At 59.8% G+C, this 18474-nt stretch carries 17 protein-coding genes; 7 read left to right on the top strand and 10 right to left on the bottom strand.

The annotated features are described in order from the left end of the window. Nucleotides 1-174 precede the first annotated feature (174 nt). Nucleotides 175-1359, bottom strand: a complete 1185-nt coding sequence (locus FHT77_RS08105) for a benzoate/H(+) symporter BenE family transporter (RefSeq protein ID WP_183754139.1) — start codon at nucleotides 1357-1359, stop codon at nucleotides 175-177. A 371-nt stretch (nucleotides 1360-1730) separates the two neighbouring features. Then, nucleotides 1731-2318 carry an ATP-dependent Clp protease proteolytic subunit gene (locus tag FHT77_RS08100; protein ID WP_114713385.1) on the bottom strand — a complete coding sequence of 196 codons (588 nt, stop codon included), beginning with the start codon at nucleotides 2316-2318 and terminating at the stop codon, nucleotides 1731-1733. A 214-nt stretch (nucleotides 2319-2532) separates the two neighbouring features. Between FHT77_RS08100 and FHT77_RS08095 the strand changes: the two genes are divergently transcribed. After that, nucleotides 2533-3300, top strand: coding sequence for a DUF2076 domain-containing protein (locus FHT77_RS08095; protein WP_183754137.1), 768 nt, complete (start codon nucleotides 2533-2535; stop codon nucleotides 3298-3300). 177 nt (nucleotides 3301-3477) lie between these two features. Beyond that, nucleotides 3478-4281 (top strand): glycosyltransferase family 25 protein, encoded by an 804-nt coding sequence (locus FHT77_RS08090; RefSeq protein ID WP_183754135.1) that lies wholly within the window; start codon nucleotides 3478-3480, stop codon nucleotides 4279-4281. 24 nt (nucleotides 4282-4305) lie between these two features. Here the strand turns inward: FHT77_RS08090 and queF are convergent, their stop codons facing one another. Further along, the gene (queF, locus tag FHT77_RS08085; protein WP_183754127.1) at nucleotides 4306-4770 is read right to left on the bottom strand and encodes a preQ(1) synthase; all 465 of its coding nucleotides are present in this window, start codon (nucleotides 4768-4770) and stop codon (nucleotides 4306-4308) included. Then, nucleotides 4771-5685, bottom strand: coding sequence for a CDF family cation efflux transporter EmfA (gene emfA, locus FHT77_RS08080; RefSeq protein ID WP_183754765.1), 915 nt, complete (start codon nucleotides 5683-5685; stop codon nucleotides 4771-4773). It abuts the gene before it with no gap. Nucleotides 5686-5882: 197 nt separating this feature from the next. Here emfA and FHT77_RS08075 point away from each other — a divergent pair, with 197 nt between their 5' ends. Both FHT77_RS08075 and FHT77_RS08070 read left to right on the top strand, forming a co-directional pair. Next, on the top strand, nucleotides 5883-6368 hold the full coding sequence (locus FHT77_RS08075) for a MarR family transcriptional regulator (RefSeq protein ID WP_183754125.1): 486 nt from the start codon (nucleotides 5883-5885) through the stop codon (nucleotides 6366-6368). A 2-nt stretch (nucleotides 6369-6370) separates the two neighbouring features. Beyond that, on the top strand, nucleotides 6371-7051 hold the full coding sequence (locus tag FHT77_RS08070) for a GNAT family N-acetyltransferase (protein WP_183754123.1): 681 nt from the start codon (nucleotides 6371-6373) through the stop codon (nucleotides 7049-7051). On the opposite strand, the gene FHT77_RS08065 is transcribed toward FHT77_RS08070, so the two are convergent. From FHT77_RS08065 to FHT77_RS08050, 4 genes are all read right to left on the bottom strand, one after another. Continuing rightward, on the bottom strand, nucleotides 7035-7763 hold the full coding sequence (locus FHT77_RS08065; RefSeq protein WP_183754121.1) for a DUF2161 domain-containing phosphodiesterase: 729 nt from the start codon (nucleotides 7761-7763) through the stop codon (nucleotides 7035-7037). The genes FHT77_RS08070 and FHT77_RS08065 overlap by 17 nt on opposite strands. A gap of 10 nt (nucleotides 7764-7773) precedes the next feature. Next, nucleotides 7774-8010, bottom strand: a complete 237-nt coding sequence (locus FHT77_RS08060) for a hypothetical protein (RefSeq protein ID WP_183754763.1) — start codon at nucleotides 8008-8010, stop codon at nucleotides 7774-7776. 179 nt (nucleotides 8011-8189) lie between these two features. Continuing rightward, on the bottom strand, nucleotides 8190-10379 hold the full coding sequence (locus FHT77_RS08055; RefSeq protein ID WP_183754119.1) for an anthranilate synthase: 2190 nt from the start codon (nucleotides 10377-10379) through the stop codon (nucleotides 8190-8192). Nucleotides 10380-10638: 259 nt separating this feature from the next. Then, nucleotides 10639-12762 (bottom strand): TonB-dependent receptor domain-containing protein, encoded by a 2124-nt coding sequence (locus FHT77_RS08050; protein WP_183754118.1) that lies wholly within the window; start codon nucleotides 12760-12762, stop codon nucleotides 10639-10641. Between the two features lie 263 nt (nucleotides 12763-13025). Between FHT77_RS08050 and FHT77_RS08045 the strand changes: the two genes are divergently transcribed. Continuing rightward, nucleotides 13026-13877, top strand: a complete 852-nt coding sequence (locus FHT77_RS08045) for an extensin family protein (protein ID WP_183754761.1) — start codon at nucleotides 13026-13028, stop codon at nucleotides 13875-13877. 72 nt (nucleotides 13878-13949) lie between these two features. Here the strand turns inward: FHT77_RS08045 and FHT77_RS08040 are convergent, their stop codons facing one another. Continuing rightward, nucleotides 13950-15629, bottom strand: coding sequence for a formate--tetrahydrofolate ligase (locus tag FHT77_RS08040; protein ID WP_183754116.1), 1680 nt, complete (start codon nucleotides 15627-15629; stop codon nucleotides 13950-13952). A gap of 151 nt (nucleotides 15630-15780) precedes the next feature. Between FHT77_RS08040 and FHT77_RS08035 the strand changes: the two genes are divergently transcribed. Both FHT77_RS08035 and FHT77_RS08030 read left to right on the top strand, forming a co-directional pair. Continuing rightward, entirely contained in the window at nucleotides 15781-16287 is a 507-nt protein-coding gene (locus FHT77_RS08035) for a TIGR00645 family protein (protein WP_183754114.1), read from the top strand. A gap of 262 nt (nucleotides 16288-16549) precedes the next feature. Beyond that, a complete protein-coding gene (locus FHT77_RS08030; protein ID WP_183754112.1) occupies nucleotides 16550-17275 on the top strand; it encodes a LuxR family transcriptional regulator in 726 nt (241 codons plus the stop codon). Between the two features lie 10 nt (nucleotides 17276-17285). Here FHT77_RS08030 and FHT77_RS08025 read toward each other — a convergent pair whose 3' ends face one another. Beyond that, nucleotides 17286-18404 carry a DUF2333 family protein gene (locus FHT77_RS08025; protein ID WP_183754110.1) on the bottom strand — a complete coding sequence of 373 codons (1119 nt, stop codon included), beginning with the start codon at nucleotides 18402-18404 and terminating at the stop codon, nucleotides 17286-17288. Nucleotides 18405-18474: the final 70 nt, after the last annotated feature.

Raw genomic sequence — 18474 nt, 5'->3', positions numbered from 1 at the left:
TCCTCAACGGACCCGGCAACCGCGCGTAAGGCCGAGGAGAAGAAGCGAGGTAAGGGCGCGCGTGCTGTCACGCAGCGCGATGCGCCCGCGAGCAACCTGCTCAGAAATGATGATGCCCGTGTTCTTCATGGCAGCGTGTATAACCGGGGTACAAAAAACTGGCAATCCCTCCGTCTATTTTTTCGCCGCGTGCACAAAACGCGACAGCGCCAGCATCAAACCGCCGGCAAGCAATCCCCAGAAGGCACCGGAGATACCGGCGAACGACACGCCCGATGCCGTCACCAGAAAGGTGATGGCCGCAGCCTCCCGCGACTCAGGTGCCTGGAAAGCCGACATGGCAGAACTCGAAAATGCACCGACCAGTGCCAGGCCCGCCACCGCCTGGATCAGGATCGGCGGGGCTAAAGCCACGAAGGTTGTTACCGCACCCGCGAGCAGCCCGAGAATGACATAGGAGATGCCCGAGACGAGAACGGCCCAATAGCGCCGCGCCGGATCGGGATGCGCATCCTGACCGGCGCACATCGCCGCCGTGATCGCGGCGAGATTCACCGCATGACCGCCGAACGGCGCCGCGAGGATCGAGAACAGGCCAGTTACCGAAAACAGCGGCCCAGGCTTCGGCGCATAGCCGTTCACCTTCAGGACCGCGATGCCGGGAATGTTCTGCGAGGCCATGGTCACGATGAAAAGTGGCAGCGCGATGGAGACGAAAGCCGGCAGATTGAATACAGGCACCACGAACTCGACCGGCGGCCGCAGCGCCTGCTCGAGCGAACTGAGCGCTCCATCGGGAATGTCCACGCCGAAGGCCACGACCAGCACGAAAGCCGCAAGAGCCGCCGGCACCGCCCAGAGCCGCTTGAATGCGCCGACGACGATCCATGCCAGCACGATGGGCAAGCCAAGCAGCGGGTTGAAACCGATCGCCCTGACAGGGGCAAAGCACAAACCGATGAGCACACCAGCGAGCATCGCGTTGGCCAGCGGCGCGGGGATCGCCGCAACCGCACGACCAAGCGGCTTGAACAGGCCGGCAATGACGATCAGCACCGCGCAGATGAGGAACGCGCCGACCGCCGCATTGAACCCACCCTCGACAACGCCGGTACTTGCCAGCAAGGCCCCACCCGGGGTTGACCAGGCGATGCTGATTGGCAGGCGCGTCACGGTGCTGAGCACGATCGCACAAAGCCCCAGCGCGATCGACAAAGCCATGAGGCCCGACGCCGCCTGCGCATCCGTCGCGCCGACACTCTGCAGGCCGTGCAGCACAACCGCAAAGGAACTGGCAAATCCCACGAAGGTGGTGAGGATGCCCATGAACAGGCTCTGAATGGAAAAGTCTTTAAGCATGGCGCAACTCGAGGAGCGGAAACTCCGCATGGAAGCCGTATCAGGCGGAGTTGCGCAAGTGCAGATTGACACCATTCGGTACCATCAACTTGCTCCGTGCACCTAGGCGTGCCGGACCCACGAAGATCAACTCCTGACATCCGTTGGTCGAAAAGCCCGCAGTTCCATCACCATAGAAGGTCTCGCCCTTCAGCCCGGAAGTGTGGAGGAGCCGTTCGATCTCCCGCGCGACTGGAACGAAAGCGCTTTCGACGCCAGTGTGCGGGTGCTCGTGATGCAGATTGGGCACCTCGCCGCGGTTTGGTCGTGGAACACAAAAAACGCCCCCGCCTGCCTTCCGGCAAGCAGGGGCGCTTCTCATAGTGCAAAAATCAGATCTCGGACTGCGACGTCACGATGCGCGAAACGAGGCCGTAGGCCTTGGCCTCTTCGGCGGACAGCCAGTAGTCGCGATCGGTATCGGCAGCGATCTTCTCGTAAGGCTGCCCCGTTGCTTCCGACATAATCTTGTTCAGGCGCTCGTTCATCTTGATGATCTCGCGAGCCTGGATTTCGATGTCGGATGCCATGCCGCGCGTGCCACCGGACGGTTGGTGGAGAAGGAAGCGCGTGTTCGGCAGGCAAATGCGCTGTTCCTTCGGCGCCGCGACATAGATCAGCGCGCCGGCCGAGGCGACCCAGCCGGTCCCGATCATCCAAACCTTCGGCTTGATGAACTTGATCATGTCGTGGATCGAATCGCCGGATTCGACATGACCGCCGGGCGAGTTGACGTAGATGCGAATATCGTCGTCATTGGCGGCCGCGAGCGCTACAAGCTGCGTGCAGACTTTCTGCGCCAGTTCCTGCGTGATCGGCCCGTAGATGAAGATCGAACGCGACTTGAAAAGGTTCGCCTCCGTTTCCTTGCCGAGCGGCAGTTCCTTCGTCTTGTCGTCCTGTTCTTCTTCTTCGTACATTCGAACCTCTCTTACGTCCAATTCGGTTCACCGCACATAGTGCGACTCCATGCGTAAAACAATGCGGGAAAAAGACAAGCCACGGAACGGGTGAAGATATGGTTAGGCAGCCAGGCCAGATTACCGCAATGTAACTTGGCGTGGCTTTGAAAAGTCGAAATCCATACCTACGTCATCTCTTAGCGAACGATCGCGAGAAACAAGGAGACCGGCCATGTCCCCCGAAGAACGCCAATTGTTGACGGCCCTTTTCGACCGTGTCCGCACCGCCTCGACGACGCCGCGTGACCATGACGCCGAGGCATTGATTGATCAGGGAACACGTCAGCAGCCCTACGCCGCCTACTATCTCGCACAGGCCGTGATCGTGCAGGAAAAGGGGCTGGAAGCGGCAGCCAATCATATCAAGCAACTGGAAGAGCGGGTTCGCTTACTCGAGGCCGACCAAAGCGAATACCACAAGGCCGAACAGGGCGGCGGCTTCCTCAGTTCGATCTTTGGCAGCAGCCAGACGCCGCAGCAGCCGGCATCTCCGACGCCTTCCACGGGTCCTTGGGGAAGTACCCCGCGGCAGCAAATCCAGCAGGACCGCGGCTTCGATGCCACGCCTCGCGCAATACAGCAGCCTACCGGACCATGGAGCTCACCGGCGGCCTCCCCCTCCGCTGGCGGCAGCTTCTTGCAGGGCGCGCTCGGAACCGCAGCCGGCGTCGCCGGCGGCATGTTGCTTGCCAATTCGCTGAGCGGTATTTTCGGCAGCCACGCATCGTCGCTTGGCTGGGGCTCGCCGCTCGCCGGCAACAATCCCTTCGGCAACGCGCCGACCGAAGAGACCGTCATCAACAACTATTTCAATAACGACGGCGACAAGCAGCAGGCAGCCGGCAACGCCGCGAATAGCAACAACGACGATAACAGCAACGACGACGTTGCTGACGATGATCAGTCCGATTTCGGCAATGACGACAGCTTCAACGCTTAGCTGCTCGCGTCGCCGCGAACCTGAGATACGGGAGTCGCGGGGCCTTTGCGCACATCGTCTGTGACGAAATACGTCTTCGCTGCCGGCTAGGTTTCGGTGGGCACAACGGGAGGCCGATTGATAAGCCGGGAGCGGACGAATAAGGTCCGGCGACATGACCTATCTGGCGGAGCAGCGGTGAAGATCCTCATTATCAGTCGGAAAGCCGAGGAAAAAAGACGAGAGTTTCAATCGCGGCAAATGCAAAAGCTGGGACTGGATTTCGAGTTTCTGGACGCGTTCGAAGCACGCGACCTGTCCGTCGAAGAGTGCCAGAAGGCAGCAAACACCTGGCCGAGTCCGACACTGCGCGAGGATGTCGCCTGCTTCACCTCGCACAGGATGGCCTGGAAAGTCATCATCGAACGAAACGAACGAACACTGATCCTCGAAGACGACGCGGTATTATCCGAGAACTTTAACGACGCGATCAGGAGCATCAAAGGCCGCGGCGACAACTGGGACCGGGTCTACGATCTGGAATTCGCGCCTCGCCCACATATCCTCGCAAGGTCACCCGTTTGGACTGATGGCATCCATCGCGCGACGCGGGTGTTTCAGAACCGCGTCGGCACCGCCGGCTACATCATCGGTCCGCGTGCGGCTGCGAAAATGCTGGAAGATACCAAGAACTACGCCCTCATCGACGCTTATTTCTGGCATCGGGCATGGCTGAAGGCCTACCAGATCGAGCCGGCACCCGTCGTCCAGATGCAATTCCTCGACGGTAGCGCCGACAGGTCGGCGTTTGTGCGCAAATCCATAGACCGAGCTTTCACGCCGCAAGGCAGGCTGCGCAAGAACCTGCTGCGGCTCTGGCTTGAAAGCATCAAGGCGAGAAATCTTGTCAGAGGCTGGCTCGGCGGCGAAAAGCGCCCGCTGCAGATCGACCGAGCGAGCTTCGTGTCCGATGCTGAGCCCGCAGCGACAGCTTCCGCCTAGTCAACGCCCACACCGCAAAAGCTCCTAGCCGCGGCCGCGGTAAGTCGCAACGCCCTGATCCGGCAGCCACACGCCCTCCGGCGGCTTGCCGGTCTGCCAGAAGACGTCGATCGGAATGCCCCCGCGCGGATACCAGTAGGCGCCTATCCTCAGCCACTTCGGATCGAGCAACTCGACCAGCCGCTTGGCGATGTAGATCGAGCAATCCTCGTGGAAGGCACCATGGTTGCGGAACGCATGCAGAAAAAGCTTCAGCGACTTCGATTCCACCAACCATTCGTTCGGGATGTAGTCGATGACGATATGGGCGAAATCCGGCTGACCAGTCATCGGGCAAAGCGACGTGAACTCCGGCGCCGTGAAGCGGACGACATAGTCGGTGCCGACGTGGCTCGCGGGCACCTTCTCCAGCACCGCTTCCTCGGGTGACTTGGGTGATTCCGTTTGGCTGCCCAGCATGGACAGGTTGGATACGTCTGTTGTGGGCATTCAAGCCTCCTTGATGACTTTGACGCGAATGCCGTGGGCCTTTTCGCCCTCGGGTTCCACGTGAATGGCGATGCTGGAGCCCGGATGCACGGTACGGATGGCATCTTCAAGGCGATCGCAGATATCGTGCGCCTGCCTTACAGACATGGCGGCGGGCACGACAAGATGGAAATCGACGAAGGTGACGGCGCCCGCGCGCCGGGTCTTCAGGTCGTGAACCCCGATTGAGCCTGCGGCGTGGGTGGCAATGGCCTGCTTGATCGCCTCTTCCTCTTCGAGTGTGACGGCCTGATCCATCAATCCGCCAATCGAATGCGAGATGACCTTCCAGCCCTGATAGAGAATGTTGATGGCGACCAGGATCGCGAGCACGGGGTCGAAGATCGCGTAACCGGTGGCTAGCGCCAGCAGCAGACCGATGAGGACTCCGACGGACGTGACGACGTCGGACATGATGTGCTGGCCGTCCGCTGTCAGCGCTGCCGAGCGATACTTGCGCCCGGTCCGGATCAGCAACTGCGCCCAAACCGCATTAATCACACCGGCGACAAAGTTGATGGCAAGGCCGAGCACGGGCGCATCCAGCATCCGCGGATCGGAAAGATGCCCGATCGCCTCGTTGACGATCAACAGCGCCGCGACGACAATCAGCACGCCCTCGGTGACCGCCGAGAGATATTCCGCCTTGTGATGTCCGAACGGGTGATCGTGGTCGGCCGGTTTTTGCGCATAGCGGATGACGAAGAATGCGATGAAGGCGGCGACGACGTTCACCGTCGATTCGAGTCCGTCCGACAGCAGCGCCACCGAACCGGTCACCCACCATGCAACCATCTTCAGACCCATGACGCCGAGCGACATCGGGATCCCCCAGAGCGCCAGCCGCCGGACTGTCAGATTGCCTTGTTCGTTCATCATCTTATCCCTCTGCGGATGCGAATGAATTGCAGCACATGGCCCATTCAAACGCAAAACCGCCCGCGCGAAAATCGCGCAGGCGGCCAATGCGGTTGATATGGTCGAAGCCGAGCGATTTGTCAAAGGGCAGGCACGAAATCCGTATTGAAATTACAGAACTTGTTATATATCTGCGAATAGAAATGGAGCGCCGCGTGGTCGAAGACATCGTGAGAACATCAGGATTCCTGACGCTCGGCAGCCGCCTGCGCCGTATCGGCGAGCGCCTGCAGGCTGACACACAGCAGTTCATCGAAGAAGCTGGACTCGGCATCCAAGCGGGGCAGTACCCGTTCCTGGCGGCAATCGACGGCGCCGGACCGCTGACGATCGGCGAACTGGCTCAATCGGTCGGCATCACCCAGCCCGGCGCCACGCGAACCATCGGCCAACTGCTGAAGCTCGGCTTCGTGGACATGCAACCGGCCCCGGACGATCAGCGCCGCCGCCTGGTATCGCTGACGGAGAAGGGAAAAGAGCTCGTCGATTTCTCGCGCGCCGAAGTCTGGCCGCGCATCGCCGCCGCCGTCGCAGATCTCTGCGGCAGCCTCGACGGCCCGCTACTCGATCAACTCGCCACAATGGAAGACGGCCTGGCCACGGCATCACTGATCCGCCGCGCGCCGCCGAAGGAGACCTGAGAATGACGCATATCCTCGACCGCCCGATCTGGAACGCGCTGAATACCAAACACGCGGGCCTTGCCGAAGGCGGCTTGCTCGCCCGCCGCTACCCACCATCGATCGTCCCCTTCGCGGCCGCCGCCGACAACAGCCCGGAGCGCCTTGAAGCACTGGCTCGCCTACCAGGCGCCGGTGAAGCGATGGCCCTGGCAGAGCCTGGACCGGTCGCCATTCCGGATGGCTTCGACCTCGTTGGCGAAGCGACGCTGATCCAGATGATCGCCAAGGCACCGCACGATCCGGTGACCGATCTCCGTGTCGCTCCGCTGACCGAGGCGGACGCCGGGGAGATGCTGGCACTTGCCCAACTGACGAAACCCGGCCCCTTCACCTCAGGTGCGCAGAAACTCGGAACCTTCTGGGGTGTGAAGGAGGATGGCCGCCTGATCGCCATGGCCGGCCAGCGCCTGAGACAGAGCGGCTTTACCGAACTGAGCGGCCTCTGCACCCACCCTGATTATCAGGGCCGCGGCCTTGGCAAGCTGCTGTTCCGTTATGTTGCCGGTCACATCGCCTCGACAGGCGCGACCGCCTACCTGCATGTCAATTCCATCAATACCGGCGCCATCGGCCTCTACAAGGCACTCGGCTTCGAACAGCGCTGGGAGCTGAACCTGAGGGTTATCAAGCGCCAGGATTGACCGGCGCGGGCAGATCTTGATTGGCCGCATCCGACGTATCGCTGCCAGCAGCGGCAATCTCGATCGATTGCGGCCAGCGCAGCAGTGCCGCCGCGCCTTCGGGCGTCAGCGCATAGACGCCTTTCCCCTGTTTTTCGAACCAGCCATAAACATTGCCGAGCAGGATCTTGCCGGCATTGGGCGCCAGCGCCTTGATTTCGCGCGGCCGCGCCAGTCCCTGCTGGAGTGCAGCGGCGCAGATCAGCGCCTGCTGCCGGTAAGCGGTCATCTGCGGCACCCGGGTACCGCCGCCGGTCACCGGATCACCGCGCCGACGCTGATGCTCTCTAACAAGCCGCGACCGACGCTTCGGGTTGGTGCGCGGCATCGGCGAGACCGAGCTGACGATGACGTTGACCTCGCCGGCATCGGAGACACCGAGCATACCGATCCCCAGCCGACGGCAGAGATCGCGATAGCGCTTGTCAGCCTCGCGCCCCCGTCCCTTGGCGGAAACGCGAGCGGCGATCCACACTTCATCGCTTACCGCTGCTCGGTCGACCGCCTGTAGCACAAGTTCGAGGTTGAAACTCAGCTTCAACTCACACACCACGACGACGGGCGGTTCTCCCTCGCTCAGGCCGACGAGATCGCATCCGCCGATTTCGCCTTTCACGACATAGCCCGCCGCTTCCAGGAAGGCTTTGACCGGCAGATAGAGCGAAGTTTCCATTGCGCTGTGATCAGGAATTGAGGTCGGCAATCTCACCATGCCGGGCAAGCAGCCGCGGCGACGACATATCGCCAGTCTCCTCGTCGACCATTACGGCATAAGCCGCAACACCGACGAAGCGCGAGGCCATCGAGGTCGCAATCTTCTCCGCACTGAGCGCGTTCGATGCCTGGCGCATCTCACCTGGCACAAGGTTGCCGCGGTTCTTGCGGTACGGGAGGACGATAAACTTCTCAGCAGCCACGATGATATTCCTCATTTATCGTTCTTGAAATGTTCTGATTTGACGCCAGAAGTCAACCGCTTAACGCCATGGGCACCGACCTTCTGGGAGCGTCGACAGCGAACGTGCTCTCCTCGACCGGAGGAAAGCACATCGCCCAATTCAGGAACTACCAACTCAGAAAATCCCGAGTGCTGTCGCGGTCACGCCGCCTTGGTCTTTGCCTTGCGCGACAGATGCGCCACCACATTCTCGATCATCCGCATGCCGGCGTCGCCGCCGAGCGTCATGATCGATTCCGGGTGGAACTGCACCGCGGCGATCGGCTCCTTCTCGTGCTCGATCCCCATGATCGTGCCGTCTTCGCTTTCCGCCGTGATGATGAAGTCGCGCGGCAGCGTCGAAGGATCGGCAAAGATGGAGTGGTAGCGCCCGACTGTCACCTCCTTGCCGAGACCAGAAAACACGATTCCCGGCTCCAGCACCCGGATGCGCGACGGCTTGCCATGCATCGGCAGCGCCAGATGCCTGAGCTCGCCCCCATATGCTTCCGCCAGTGCCTGCAGGCCAAGGCAGACACCGAAGATCGGTAGGTTGCGCGCCCGCGCCTTCTTGATCGTCGCCTTGCAATCGAAATCCTTCGGATTGCCCGGCCCGGGCGACAGCACGACGAGATCGGGATCCAGCCGGTCGAAGATTTCCTCCGGCACTGGCGTGCGCACCGTAGAAACGGTGGCGCCCGTCTGCCGGAAGTAGTTGGCAAGCGTATGGACGAAGCTGTCTTCGTGATCAACGAGCAGGATCTTGACGCCCTTGCCGACGGCAGCAACGTCGCGGCTAACCTTGCTAGAATTGCCGGCCTTGGCATCGCGGATGGCGGAAAGCATGGCGGAGGCCTTCAGTTCGGTTTCGGCTTCTTCTTCGTTCGGATCGGAATCGTTGAGCAAGGTCGCCCCTGCCCGCACTTCCGCGATCCCGTCCTTGATCCTGACGGTACGCAGCGTCAGGCCGGTGTTCATGTCACCGTTGAAGCCGACCATGCCGATGGCACCGCCATACCAGGCGCGCGGGCTCTTTTCGTGGCTCTCGATGAAGCGCATCGCCCAGAGCTTCGGCGCGCCGGTGACAGTCACGGCCCAGGCGTGGCTGAGGAAGCCGTCGAAGGCATCCATGTCGTCGCGCAGTCGGCCCTCGATATGATCGACGGTGTGGATCAATCGCGAATACATCTCGATCTGGCGGCGACCGATGACCTTCACCGAACCCGGCTCGCAAACGCGGCTCTTGTCGTTGCGGTCGACGTCCGAGCACATCGTCAGTTCGGATTCATCCTTCTTGGAGTTCAGCAGCTTAAGGATCTGCTCGCTGTCGGCGATCGGATCGTCGCCCCGCTTGATCGTGCCTGAAATGGGGCAGGTCTCGATGCGGCGGCCCGAGACGCGTACGAACATTTCAGGCGACGCACCGACCAGATATTCCTGATTGCCGAGATTAATGAAGAAGGAATAGGGCGACGGATTGATCGCCTTCAGCCGCTTGGAAATGTCGGACGGCTTGCTGTCGCACCTCTCCATGAACTTCTGCCCAGGCACCACCTCGAAAAGGTCACCCTTGCGGAAGCTCTCCTTCGCCTTGACAACGAGGTCGGCATATTCCCCCGGGCGATGATCGCTCTTCGGCGGAATGGCGTCGGTGCGCTGGAACGGCTCGGCCGGAATGTCGCCGGCCTTGCCCTCTGTCGACAGCCCGTCCTTTTCAAAATCGTAACGGTCGATCCAGGCCTTGGCCGAGTAGTTGTCGACGACGAGAATTTCGTCCGGGAGATAGAGCACCATGTCGCGCTGGTCGGACGGGCGAGTCAGCTTCAGGTTGATCGCATCGAACTGGAAGGCGAGATCGTAGCCAAAGGCACCGTAGAACCCGAGGCTGGCATCCGCCTGCGAATAAAAGAGGTCGGTGATGGCGCGCAGCACGGTGAAGACAGTCGGAATCTTCGAGCGCTCTTCCTCGGTAAACGCGCGCTCCGGCGCCTTCACCGTCAGGTCGAGGCGGCGGGTCGTGGAGCCACCGAGCACCAGGTCTGAAATCGTCTTCAGGCGCTCGGCAATCAAGGAGAGGATCACCTCACCGCGCTCGTTGTAGGCTTCGATCCAGACCTCGCGGCCATGGCAGGAAATGCCGAGCGGTGGATCGACGATGGCAGTGTCCCAACGGGTGTAGCGGCCCGGATATTCATAGTTCGACGAGAAGACAGCGCCGCGGCGCTCGTCGAGTTTGTCGACATAGGACGAAACCGCATCGCCATAGGGGATCGCCCGCCGCTGCCGGGTGACGGTGATGCCACCTCGTGTCTCGTAGATTTCCGCTCCGTCATCCCGAAGGATCGTTACCATTGTTCCACTCCGTTATCGGGCCCGGATGACAGGCAGCCTTAAAAACAAAAAAGCCGCCTGGCGTTTTCCGGGCGGCTCACTCGTCGTCTTTGGACACGATTGGTCGAGGCCGCCTCAGCGAGCCCACCACCAAACTGCAATGTTCAAGGACGTGTTCATGGGCGAAATTGTTAGCGTGAGATCGAACCGAGCGCAAGGGCCGAATCTGGGAATGAAAAGGGCGGCACAATGGCCGCCCTTCGTTTGACTAAGCTTTGGTTTAGAACCTGGCCTTCGCAGTCACCATGAATGTCCGGCCGCGACCCGTATCGATCGTCGTCGTCTGGATTGTGCTCGAGGCCGGAGTGTAGGTCTTGTCAAAGACGTTGGTCACGCTTGCCGTCAACTCCAGGCCGTTCTCCCATTGATAGTTGGCGAAGAGATCGACAACGCCATAGCCGCTCATGAATCGCGGCCGTCCGCCATTCGTTGCATTGATTTGTCCAATGTCTGCCTGTCCGGCAGCGAATAGGCGTGTACCGACTGTCAGGCGTTGATCTTCAAGGAAGCGACCGCCGAGCGTGGCACTGAAGATGTTTTCCGGCAGGAAGCTTTGCACGCCGAAGCCGTTGATCTGCGGAGGCAGGTCGGTGTTTGTATGGGTGTAGGCAAGCTCCCCGAAGACGAAGCCGGCATCATAGGCCGCCTGGATTTCTATACCGTCCACCTTCGACGTGCCGGGATTGTTGACGAAGAAGGTCTGCCTGCCGCCGCCCGCAAACGCACCGGTGATGTAGTTGTCGATGCGGTCGTTGAAGTAGTTGGCCTTGAACCGGAAACTGTCGCCGGCATCGAGAATGCCATCCACCTTGATGTTGGCGCCGATTTCCCAGCCCTTGGAGGTTTCCGGCTCAAGGAAGGGATTCGGGAAGAAGGCCTGCCCCGTAGCGCCTGGATGCGATCCGCCGGCGAAGGTTTCGCTAATCGTCGGTGCGCGCTGCGTCTCGGCATATGTCACATAAGGCTGGAACCATTCAGTAGGATTCAGCGCGAAGGTGACGCTTGGGTTCAGGCGCCCATCGGACTTATCGACGGTGTAAGGACCGGCCGGCATTCCGAGGGGGTTGCTGGCAACGACCGAGCCCGAGCCGTCGAGATCGAAATGGTCATAGCGCAGGCCAAGCGTCAGGTCCGCCATGCCGTAGGTGAACGTCGTCGTGTCGAAGACGCCGAGGATGCCGCTCTTGCCATCACCGTTGACGCCACCCGAAGGCTGCGTCCGGCTGTTGATCACATCGTATTTGTCGTGGAAGTATTCGACACCGTAGTTGGTGGAAACGGCAACGTCGCCAATGTCGAATTTGGACGTGTTGGAGACGTCGAAGCCGATGCCCGTGTCGGTAATGCGGCGACCGGCGGCCGTACCACCGCCCGTGGCGTTCGTGTCATACTGCATCTCAAGGCGGTTGTAGTAGAAGTTCGTCTTGAAATCGATGAGCTCGTTGTCGCCAGGCGTATAGGCGTAGCTCGCGGCAAACGTCTTGTTCTTGACGTTTTGGAAATAGGAATTCGCGAGGAAGTCGTTGTCATAGCTGATGCCGCCGAGCTTGATCGTGTTTTCGGCGTTCGGCGTAATCTCTGCCTTCAGCATGCCGGAAAGCAGGTCCTGCTCGGTATAGGGGACGGTAACGCCGTCGCCGTTCTCATAGTTGCCCGGATCACTCTTGCTGATGCCGCCGAGAACAGCAAAGACATCGTTGAACCGGTAAGCGCCGATGGCCGACTCGGACCAACCGAGTTCGTTGGTTCCGACCGTCGCCGAGACGATGCCGCCGTAGTTCTTATCACCTAGAATCAGGTCATCGATGTCGTAGGTGCGGAAATTGACCGTACCGGCCAGTGCCCCGCCACCGATGCCGGTGACTGCGCCGCGGGTCACGTCGATGCCCGCCAGGAACGCCGGGTCCACATAGGTGAAGCCCTGCGCCTCATGGCCGGTGAAGCGGAAATTCTGGCGAACGCCGTCGATCGACATGTTCACGCGGCCGGAGCCTTCGAAACCGCGAATGTTGACGGCAACGCCGGGGTTCTGCGGATTGTTGGCCGTCGACGTCCCCGGAACACTGCGCAGCAGATCGTCGGTACCCTGGCCGGCCTGCAGGTTGATCTGGTCCGCCGTGACGGTGCTGGAAGGTCCCGGCTTGTTGTAGGGATCGTTGGCCGCCTGTCGGCTGCCCTTCACGATAATGGGAGAGAGGAAAGTATCCCCCTCTGGCGCCGCCTTCTGCTCTTCGGCTGTCTGGGCAGTCGAGGGCGCACTTTGTGCAAAGGCGATGGCGGAAGGCGTAACAATGGCAAGTGCCGTGCAGGCAAGTAGAACCGAGCGCGAGTGCCGGACGATCATGAAGTCAACCCCTTGAGAGAAATGTCACCGGGCTGGCTGGTCGTGACGCGTCCGCGTTTCGATGGGCTGGCTAGGCTTTCAGACGAAGATTTTCGCCTTCTTTTTGCCGCATAAAAAACATGACTCAAATTGTCAATATATCGGATCACCGTTATCTTGATTTAATAAATCATCTTTTTGAGCATAGACATCAACGTTGCGAAATTGCAACGAAATCCGCATCCATGCGTTCTGTCCCGGGGCAACGTACAACGGGTGGATGCGTGAAGAACATCGTTGTGATTTTAGCGGCACTGAGCTGCATAGGGTTCCTGACCAGTGCACGCCTGCCGGAAAACGGCCCTCTCCCGGCAACTCGCCCCGGTAAATCAAATACGACAACGTCCGCACCGGCACCTCCCCCGATACCCGAACAGAAACCCGAAAGCGGCAAGCCCGAAACGCCGCCGGTCAAAGAGGATTCTCCGAACTCCTCTGCCATCCCGGAAAAGCAGGGGCCGAAGCTTCCGTCACAGCAAACGCTGGAAGAACAGCATCTGACGATTGCAGCAGAGAGTGAAGCCGAACATTCAGAATGCGTGAGGGAGTTGCAGAGCCTTGGCGTCGTCTTCAAGGACATATCGCGTATCGACGATGGCAACGGCTGCGGGATCGACAAACCAATCAAGGTGTCCGAGGTGCTGCCCGGCATTAAGATAAAGCCTGACGCCGTCTTCCGCTGTCCGGTCGCGCTGGCCCTTGCTCGCTGGATGAAAGAAAGCGTCATTCCAGCCGCCCGCATTGCCGCGCCTGATCAGGGAAACATCCTAGCGATCAATCAGGCTTCCTCCTATATCTGCCGCCTGCGCAATGGCGCCGAAACCGGCAAGGTGTCTGAGCACGCTCGTGGCAATGCGATTGACGTTGCTAGCTTCAGCTTTGAAAAAGGGAAGGACATCGCGGTCCAACCGCGACGCGAGGATTCCACATTGATCGGTGCGTTCCAGCGCACGGTGAGCGCCGCGGGTTGCCTCTTCTTTACCACGGTCCTCGACCCGGAAAGCGACGCTGCGCACGAAACCCACTTCCATCTCGATGTGCTGGAGCGCAAGGGCGGTTATCGATATTGCCATTAATTTTCAGCGGCTTGCGCGAGGCTTCTGAATCAAGCCGTCAGCGACTTGATTCAGTTTCGAAAGATCGCGGCCCTAGAACAGTCCCTCGATGTAGCCCTGATCGTTGAGATAGATCCGCTCCGCCGACGGTGACCTCGGCAGGCCGGGCATGGTCATGATCTCGCCGGTAATGGCGACAACAAAACCAGCGCCCGCCGCAAGACGCACCTCGCGAACCGGGACGATATGCCCTTCCGGCGCGCCCCGAAGGTTCGGATCGGTCGAAAACGAGTACTGCGTCTTCGCCATGCAGACCGGCAGATGCCCGTAGCCCTGTTCCTCCCAGGCTACGAGTTGATCCCTCACCGCCTTGTCCGCGGTCACCTCCCCCGCATGATAAATCTTCGAAGCCACGATCTCGATCTTCTCGAACAGCGAAACATCGTCGGGGTAGAGCGGCTCAAATCGCGACTGTCCCGATTCCGCGAGCTCGACCACTTTGTAGGCGAGCTCTTCGATGCCGGCGGAGCCCTCCGCCCAGTGCCGGCAGAGGATCGCCTCTGCTCCCAGCCGCGAGACATACTCTTTCACCGCAATGATTTCCGCGTCGGTGTCCGAGACGAAGTGATTGATGGCGACAACGACGGGAACGCCGAACTTGCGAACATTGGCGACATGGCGGCCGAGATTGGAGCAGCCCTTCTTCAGCGCGGCGACGTTCTCGGCTCCAAGATCATCCTTCTTCACACCGCCATTCATCTTGAGCGCGCGCACAGTCGCAACGATGACGGCGGCATCCGGCTTGAGGCCCGCCTTGCGGCATTTGATGTCAAAGAACTTCTCAGCCCCGAGATCCGCGCCGAAGCCCGCCTCGGTCACGACATAGTCGCCAAGCTTCAACGCCGTCTTCGTGGCGATCACCGAATTGCAACCGTGGGCGATATTGGCGAAGGGACCGCCGTGCACGAAAGCCGGATTGTTTTCCAGCGTCTGGACGAGATTGGGCTGCATGGCGTCCTTCAGAAGAACTGCCATCGCGCCATCCGCTTTCAAATCACGCGCATAGACGGCCGTTTTGTCGCGCCGGTAGCCGACGATGATGTTGCCGAGACGCTCTTCCAGATCTTTGAGATCGCGGGCAAGGCAGAGGATCGCCATCACCTCGGAAGCGACGGTGATGTCGAAACCGTTCTGCCGGGGAAAGCCGTTGGCGACACCACCAAGCGAAGAGACCATCTCGCGTAGCGCCCGGTCGTTCATGTCCATCACGCGTCGCCATGTGACGCGCCTTAGGTCGATATCCTGCTCGTTGCCCCAATAGATATGATTGTCGATCATCGCGGCGAGCAGATTGTGGGCCGATGTGATCGCATGGAAGTCGCCGGTAAAATGCAGGTTGATGTCTTCCATCGGAATGACTTGTGCATAGCCGCCGCCGGCAGCTCCGCCCTTCACGCCGAAGCACGGCCCGAGCGAGGCCTCGCGGATACAGACGATTGCCTTCTTGCCGATCCGGTTCAATCCGTCGCCAAGACCGACTGTCGTCGTCGTCTTGCCCTCACCCGCGGGTGTTGGATTGATTGCAGTCACAAGGATCAGCCTGCCATCGGGCTTATCAGCTTGCTCCGCGATGAACTCGGCGCTGAGCTTGGCTTTATCGTGGCCATACGGCGCGAGTTGCGCCTGAGGGATTCCAAGCTTTGAACCGATTTCGAAGATCGGCTTCTTTTCAGCGGCGCGCGCAATCTCGATGTCGGACTTATATGCTGCCATCCCCGTTCCCCAGTTTTCCGCGCTCGATCGGCGCCCCATTTGTTACAACGGGATAGCGAAATATGCCGACTGTGGATAGTCCGCAGGTTGCCCAAGGCTCATCCAAGCCGCTATCTCTAGGCATCGATTCCGTACGTCACGAGGACAAGCCATGAAATCACTCGAACTCATTGTCGAGCGCATCATTCTTTCAAGCCGCTGGATACTCGTGGCCTTCTACCTCGGCCTGTCCCTGGCGCTGGCTGTTTATGCCGTCTCATTCGGCTATAAATTCCTGAAGGTCGCGGGCGGCGTATTCGTGCTCGATGAGGGTGAAATGATCCTCGCCATGCTCGGGCTGATCGACGCCGCGCTGGTCGCCAGCCTGATCGTCATGGTGATGATCTCCGGCTACGAGAACTTCGTCAGCCGCTTCGACGAAAGTGACACCGATGTCTCATTCATCGGCAAGCTCGACGCAGGCAGCCTCAAGATCAAGGTAGCTTCGTCGATCGTAGCCATTTCATCGATCCACCTGCTGCAGGTCTTCCTCAACGCTGAACAATATACCGACGGTAAGATCATGTGGCTGACGGCGATGCATCTCGCCTTCGTCGTCTCGGCGGTACTGCTCGGCTTTCTCGAGCAACTGACTAAAAAGAGCAAAACGACAGACTAGGTTTAATTGTAATATGATTCGGGGCCGCGTCCCTGAGCGCCTCCAATTTTATGTCACGCGGCGGACCTCTGCGCTTTCGCGATCGCAGGTTCGTCGCCCTGAGTTGCGGTCCAAGCAAGCTCAAACACAACCGCAGATCGATATTCTGTGGTTAAATTAATACATCGAAATTAATCACTGCGCGCCAGGCCGTTTCGTACTAGCAAATATATCAGTTTGCATATTTTATCGCGGCAACTTGAAGGTAAGCAGGGACGCATTGATGTCTTACATGACTACCTCGGAACGGCAGATGTCCCTCGTCGCGGAGATTTCAGCTGCCTGTACCAGGGCCGAATACGCAGAAGTTCTAGTCAAAGTGGCACGTGCCTTCGGTTTTCGGCACATAACGCTGATGCATGCGCCCACGCCCGAGAGCGTCCTTCTCAGAACTCTACTCATCGAAACGTCCATACCATCTCAATACTTCAACCAGTTCGACCGCGCTCGAATTATGCGCTTTCCCATGCTTTCTGGAGGAATCGGCGATTCCGCGCTGCCGCGCTCGTGGAGCCTTTTCGACAATTCCTCGGCCGCCATTTTCCCGAATGAGTTGAGCGAACTGTTGCGCAATTTCGGCATCCCGACGGGAGTCGCGGTTCCTGCCTATGCAGGCGACGGCGAGCGTGTCCTGTTCTGGCTCGGCGGCGACCGCCCGCTACTTGCCCAAACGGAACTCAACGAATTGACGATGGTGACGCTCCATCTGCTCGACGCCTATAACCGCACGAAGCAGTCGAAGCTTGCCGAACACACGCCTTTGTCTGCCCGCGAACGCGAGGTCGTCCGCTGGACGGCACAGGGAAAGACATCGATCGAGATCGGACAAATCCTTTCGCTGTCCGACCACACAGTCAACGCCTACATGACGAGCGCCATCAAAAAGCTCGACTGCGTGAACCGAGCGCAGCTTGTCGCCAAGGCGATCCGCATGAAACTGATCAATTAAACACGCTGCTTCATCGATCGAGCACGGAACGCGTCTCGACGAGGTTCGAGCGCACGCGGAGAATGTAGAAGCCCATCGTCGCCAGATGGCTCGGCATGATCCAGCCGTCTTCCCGGCCGTTGGAAATGATCGCCGGCTGGATCTGCAACGCCGCTTGGAACTGCCGCATTGTTGCGCCGAAGATGGCGCTCAGGTTGCGTTCCGCGACCACCTGCGAAAAATCGGACTGCGCCGCCGCAAGGATCGCGTAGTAGGCATAGAGCTGCCCATAAGCAAACCAGAACCGATCGTCCGCGCGGGTATCGAACCAACCGCGATGGTGGTTCTGAGAGCGGTCCGCAAGCACATCGGACGTGCTGCCGAGATCGTTGGCGATGCGATCAATGAACTGAATGAGGTTGTCTGCACGGCCATCGAAGACCGCGTTACAGGCGGCCAAATCGGTGTTGAACTTGCGCAAGCTTTCAATCGCCGAACGGTAGTAGCTCGGCGTCGGCGTCTTCGGCCCGAACGGATTCAGTCCGAAATACCAGCTGTATTCATCGAACTGCAGCTTACCGCGGGCGTCTTGCAGATCATTGTTGATACCCGAGGTACCACGCACCCGACCGAGCGAGTCGACGAGCTCTGCTGAAGTGCGGCGCACCGCCTGGTTCACGCCGCGCTGGAACGACGCCTTGTTGTCGAGAAAAGGCGTGTGGTCCCAATCGACACCGAAGAAGCCAAGACGGTAAAGGAGCATGGAGGAGATCCATGCATTCTGATTGACGTTGAAGTCCGTTAGATCGGCCGCGACATCGACAATGGCCGAGCGCTGGCAGGTCTTCGCCGCGCCGTCCGTTGCTGGCAATTCCTGTCCAGCGGCGACCTTGCGTTCGGAAAGCCGGTACTCATTCACGAAGGACGGATTGAAGCCGGACCAGACCTGCGTCTGCCAGATGAAGTAGCAATAGAGAACCGCAAGCAGCCCGATCAGGCCCAGGATCGGCAACCGGATCATCCATGTCCGTTGAACGTACCAGCCGCGTGCGGCGATAAATGGCCAGAAAGCCCAGGCGAACAGGAGTCGCACCCAGCGTCCGATGGTACGGCCGATCAGCCTGAAAAAACCGGCGATCCGGTCGAGCATCGTTTTCTCCTTGCCGTGGTGGACCAACATTGTCTGCGCACTGACATATGCGCTCGCTCAGGCAAGGACA

It is taken from the genome of Rhizobium sp. BK181 (assembly GCF_014193305.1).
Taxonomy (GTDB): Bacteria; Pseudomonadota; Alphaproteobacteria; order Rhizobiales; family Rhizobiaceae; genus Rhizobium.
This window is presented reverse-complemented; position numbering and strand designations above follow the sequence as displayed.

Excerpts from the sequence above, each read along its gene's own strand:
- FHT77_RS08105 (WP_183754139.1), bottom strand. The coding sequence starts at position 1,359 with ATGCTTAAAGACTTTTCCATTCAGAGCCTGTTCATGGGCATCCTCACC.
- FHT77_RS08100 (WP_114713385.1), bottom strand. The coding sequence starts at position 2,318 with ATGTACGAAGAAGAAGAACAGGACGACAAGACGAAGGAACTGCCGCTC.
- FHT77_RS08095 (WP_183754137.1), top strand. The coding sequence starts at position 2,533 with ATGTCCCCCGAAGAACGCCAATTGTTGACGGCCCTTTTCGACCGTGTC.
- queF (WP_183754127.1), bottom strand. The coding sequence starts at position 4,770 with ATGCCCACAACAGACGTATCCAACCTGTCCATGCTGGGCAGCCAAACG.
- emfA (WP_183754765.1), bottom strand. The coding sequence starts at position 5,685 with ATGAACGAACAAGGCAATCTGACAGTCCGGCGGCTGGCGCTCTGGGGG.
- FHT77_RS08070 (WP_183754123.1), top strand. The coding sequence starts at position 6,371 with ATGACGCATATCCTCGACCGCCCGATCTGGAACGCGCTGAATACCAAA.
- FHT77_RS08065 (WP_183754121.1), bottom strand. The coding sequence starts at position 7,763 with ATGGAAACTTCGCTCTATCTGCCGGTCAAAGCCTTCCTGGAAGCGGCG.
- FHT77_RS08055 (WP_183754119.1), bottom strand. The coding sequence starts at position 10,379 with ATGGTAACGATCCTTCGGGATGACGGAGCGGAAATCTACGAGACACGA.
- FHT77_RS08050 (WP_183754118.1), bottom strand. The coding sequence starts at position 12,762 with ATGATCGTCCGGCACTCGCGCTCGGTTCTACTTGCCTGCACGGCACTT.
- FHT77_RS08040 (WP_183754116.1), bottom strand. The coding sequence starts at position 15,629 with ATGGCAGCATATAAGTCCGACATCGAGATTGCGCGCGCCGCTGAAAAG.
- FHT77_RS08035 (WP_183754114.1), top strand. The coding sequence starts at position 15,781 with ATGAAATCACTCGAACTCATTGTCGAGCGCATCATTCTTTCAAGCCGC.
- FHT77_RS08030 (WP_183754112.1), top strand. The coding sequence starts at position 16,550 with ATGTCTTACATGACTACCTCGGAACGGCAGATGTCCCTCGTCGCGGAG.
- FHT77_RS08025 (WP_183754110.1), bottom strand. The coding sequence starts at position 18,404 with ATGCTCGACCGGATCGCCGGTTTTTTCAGGCTGATCGGCCGTACCATC.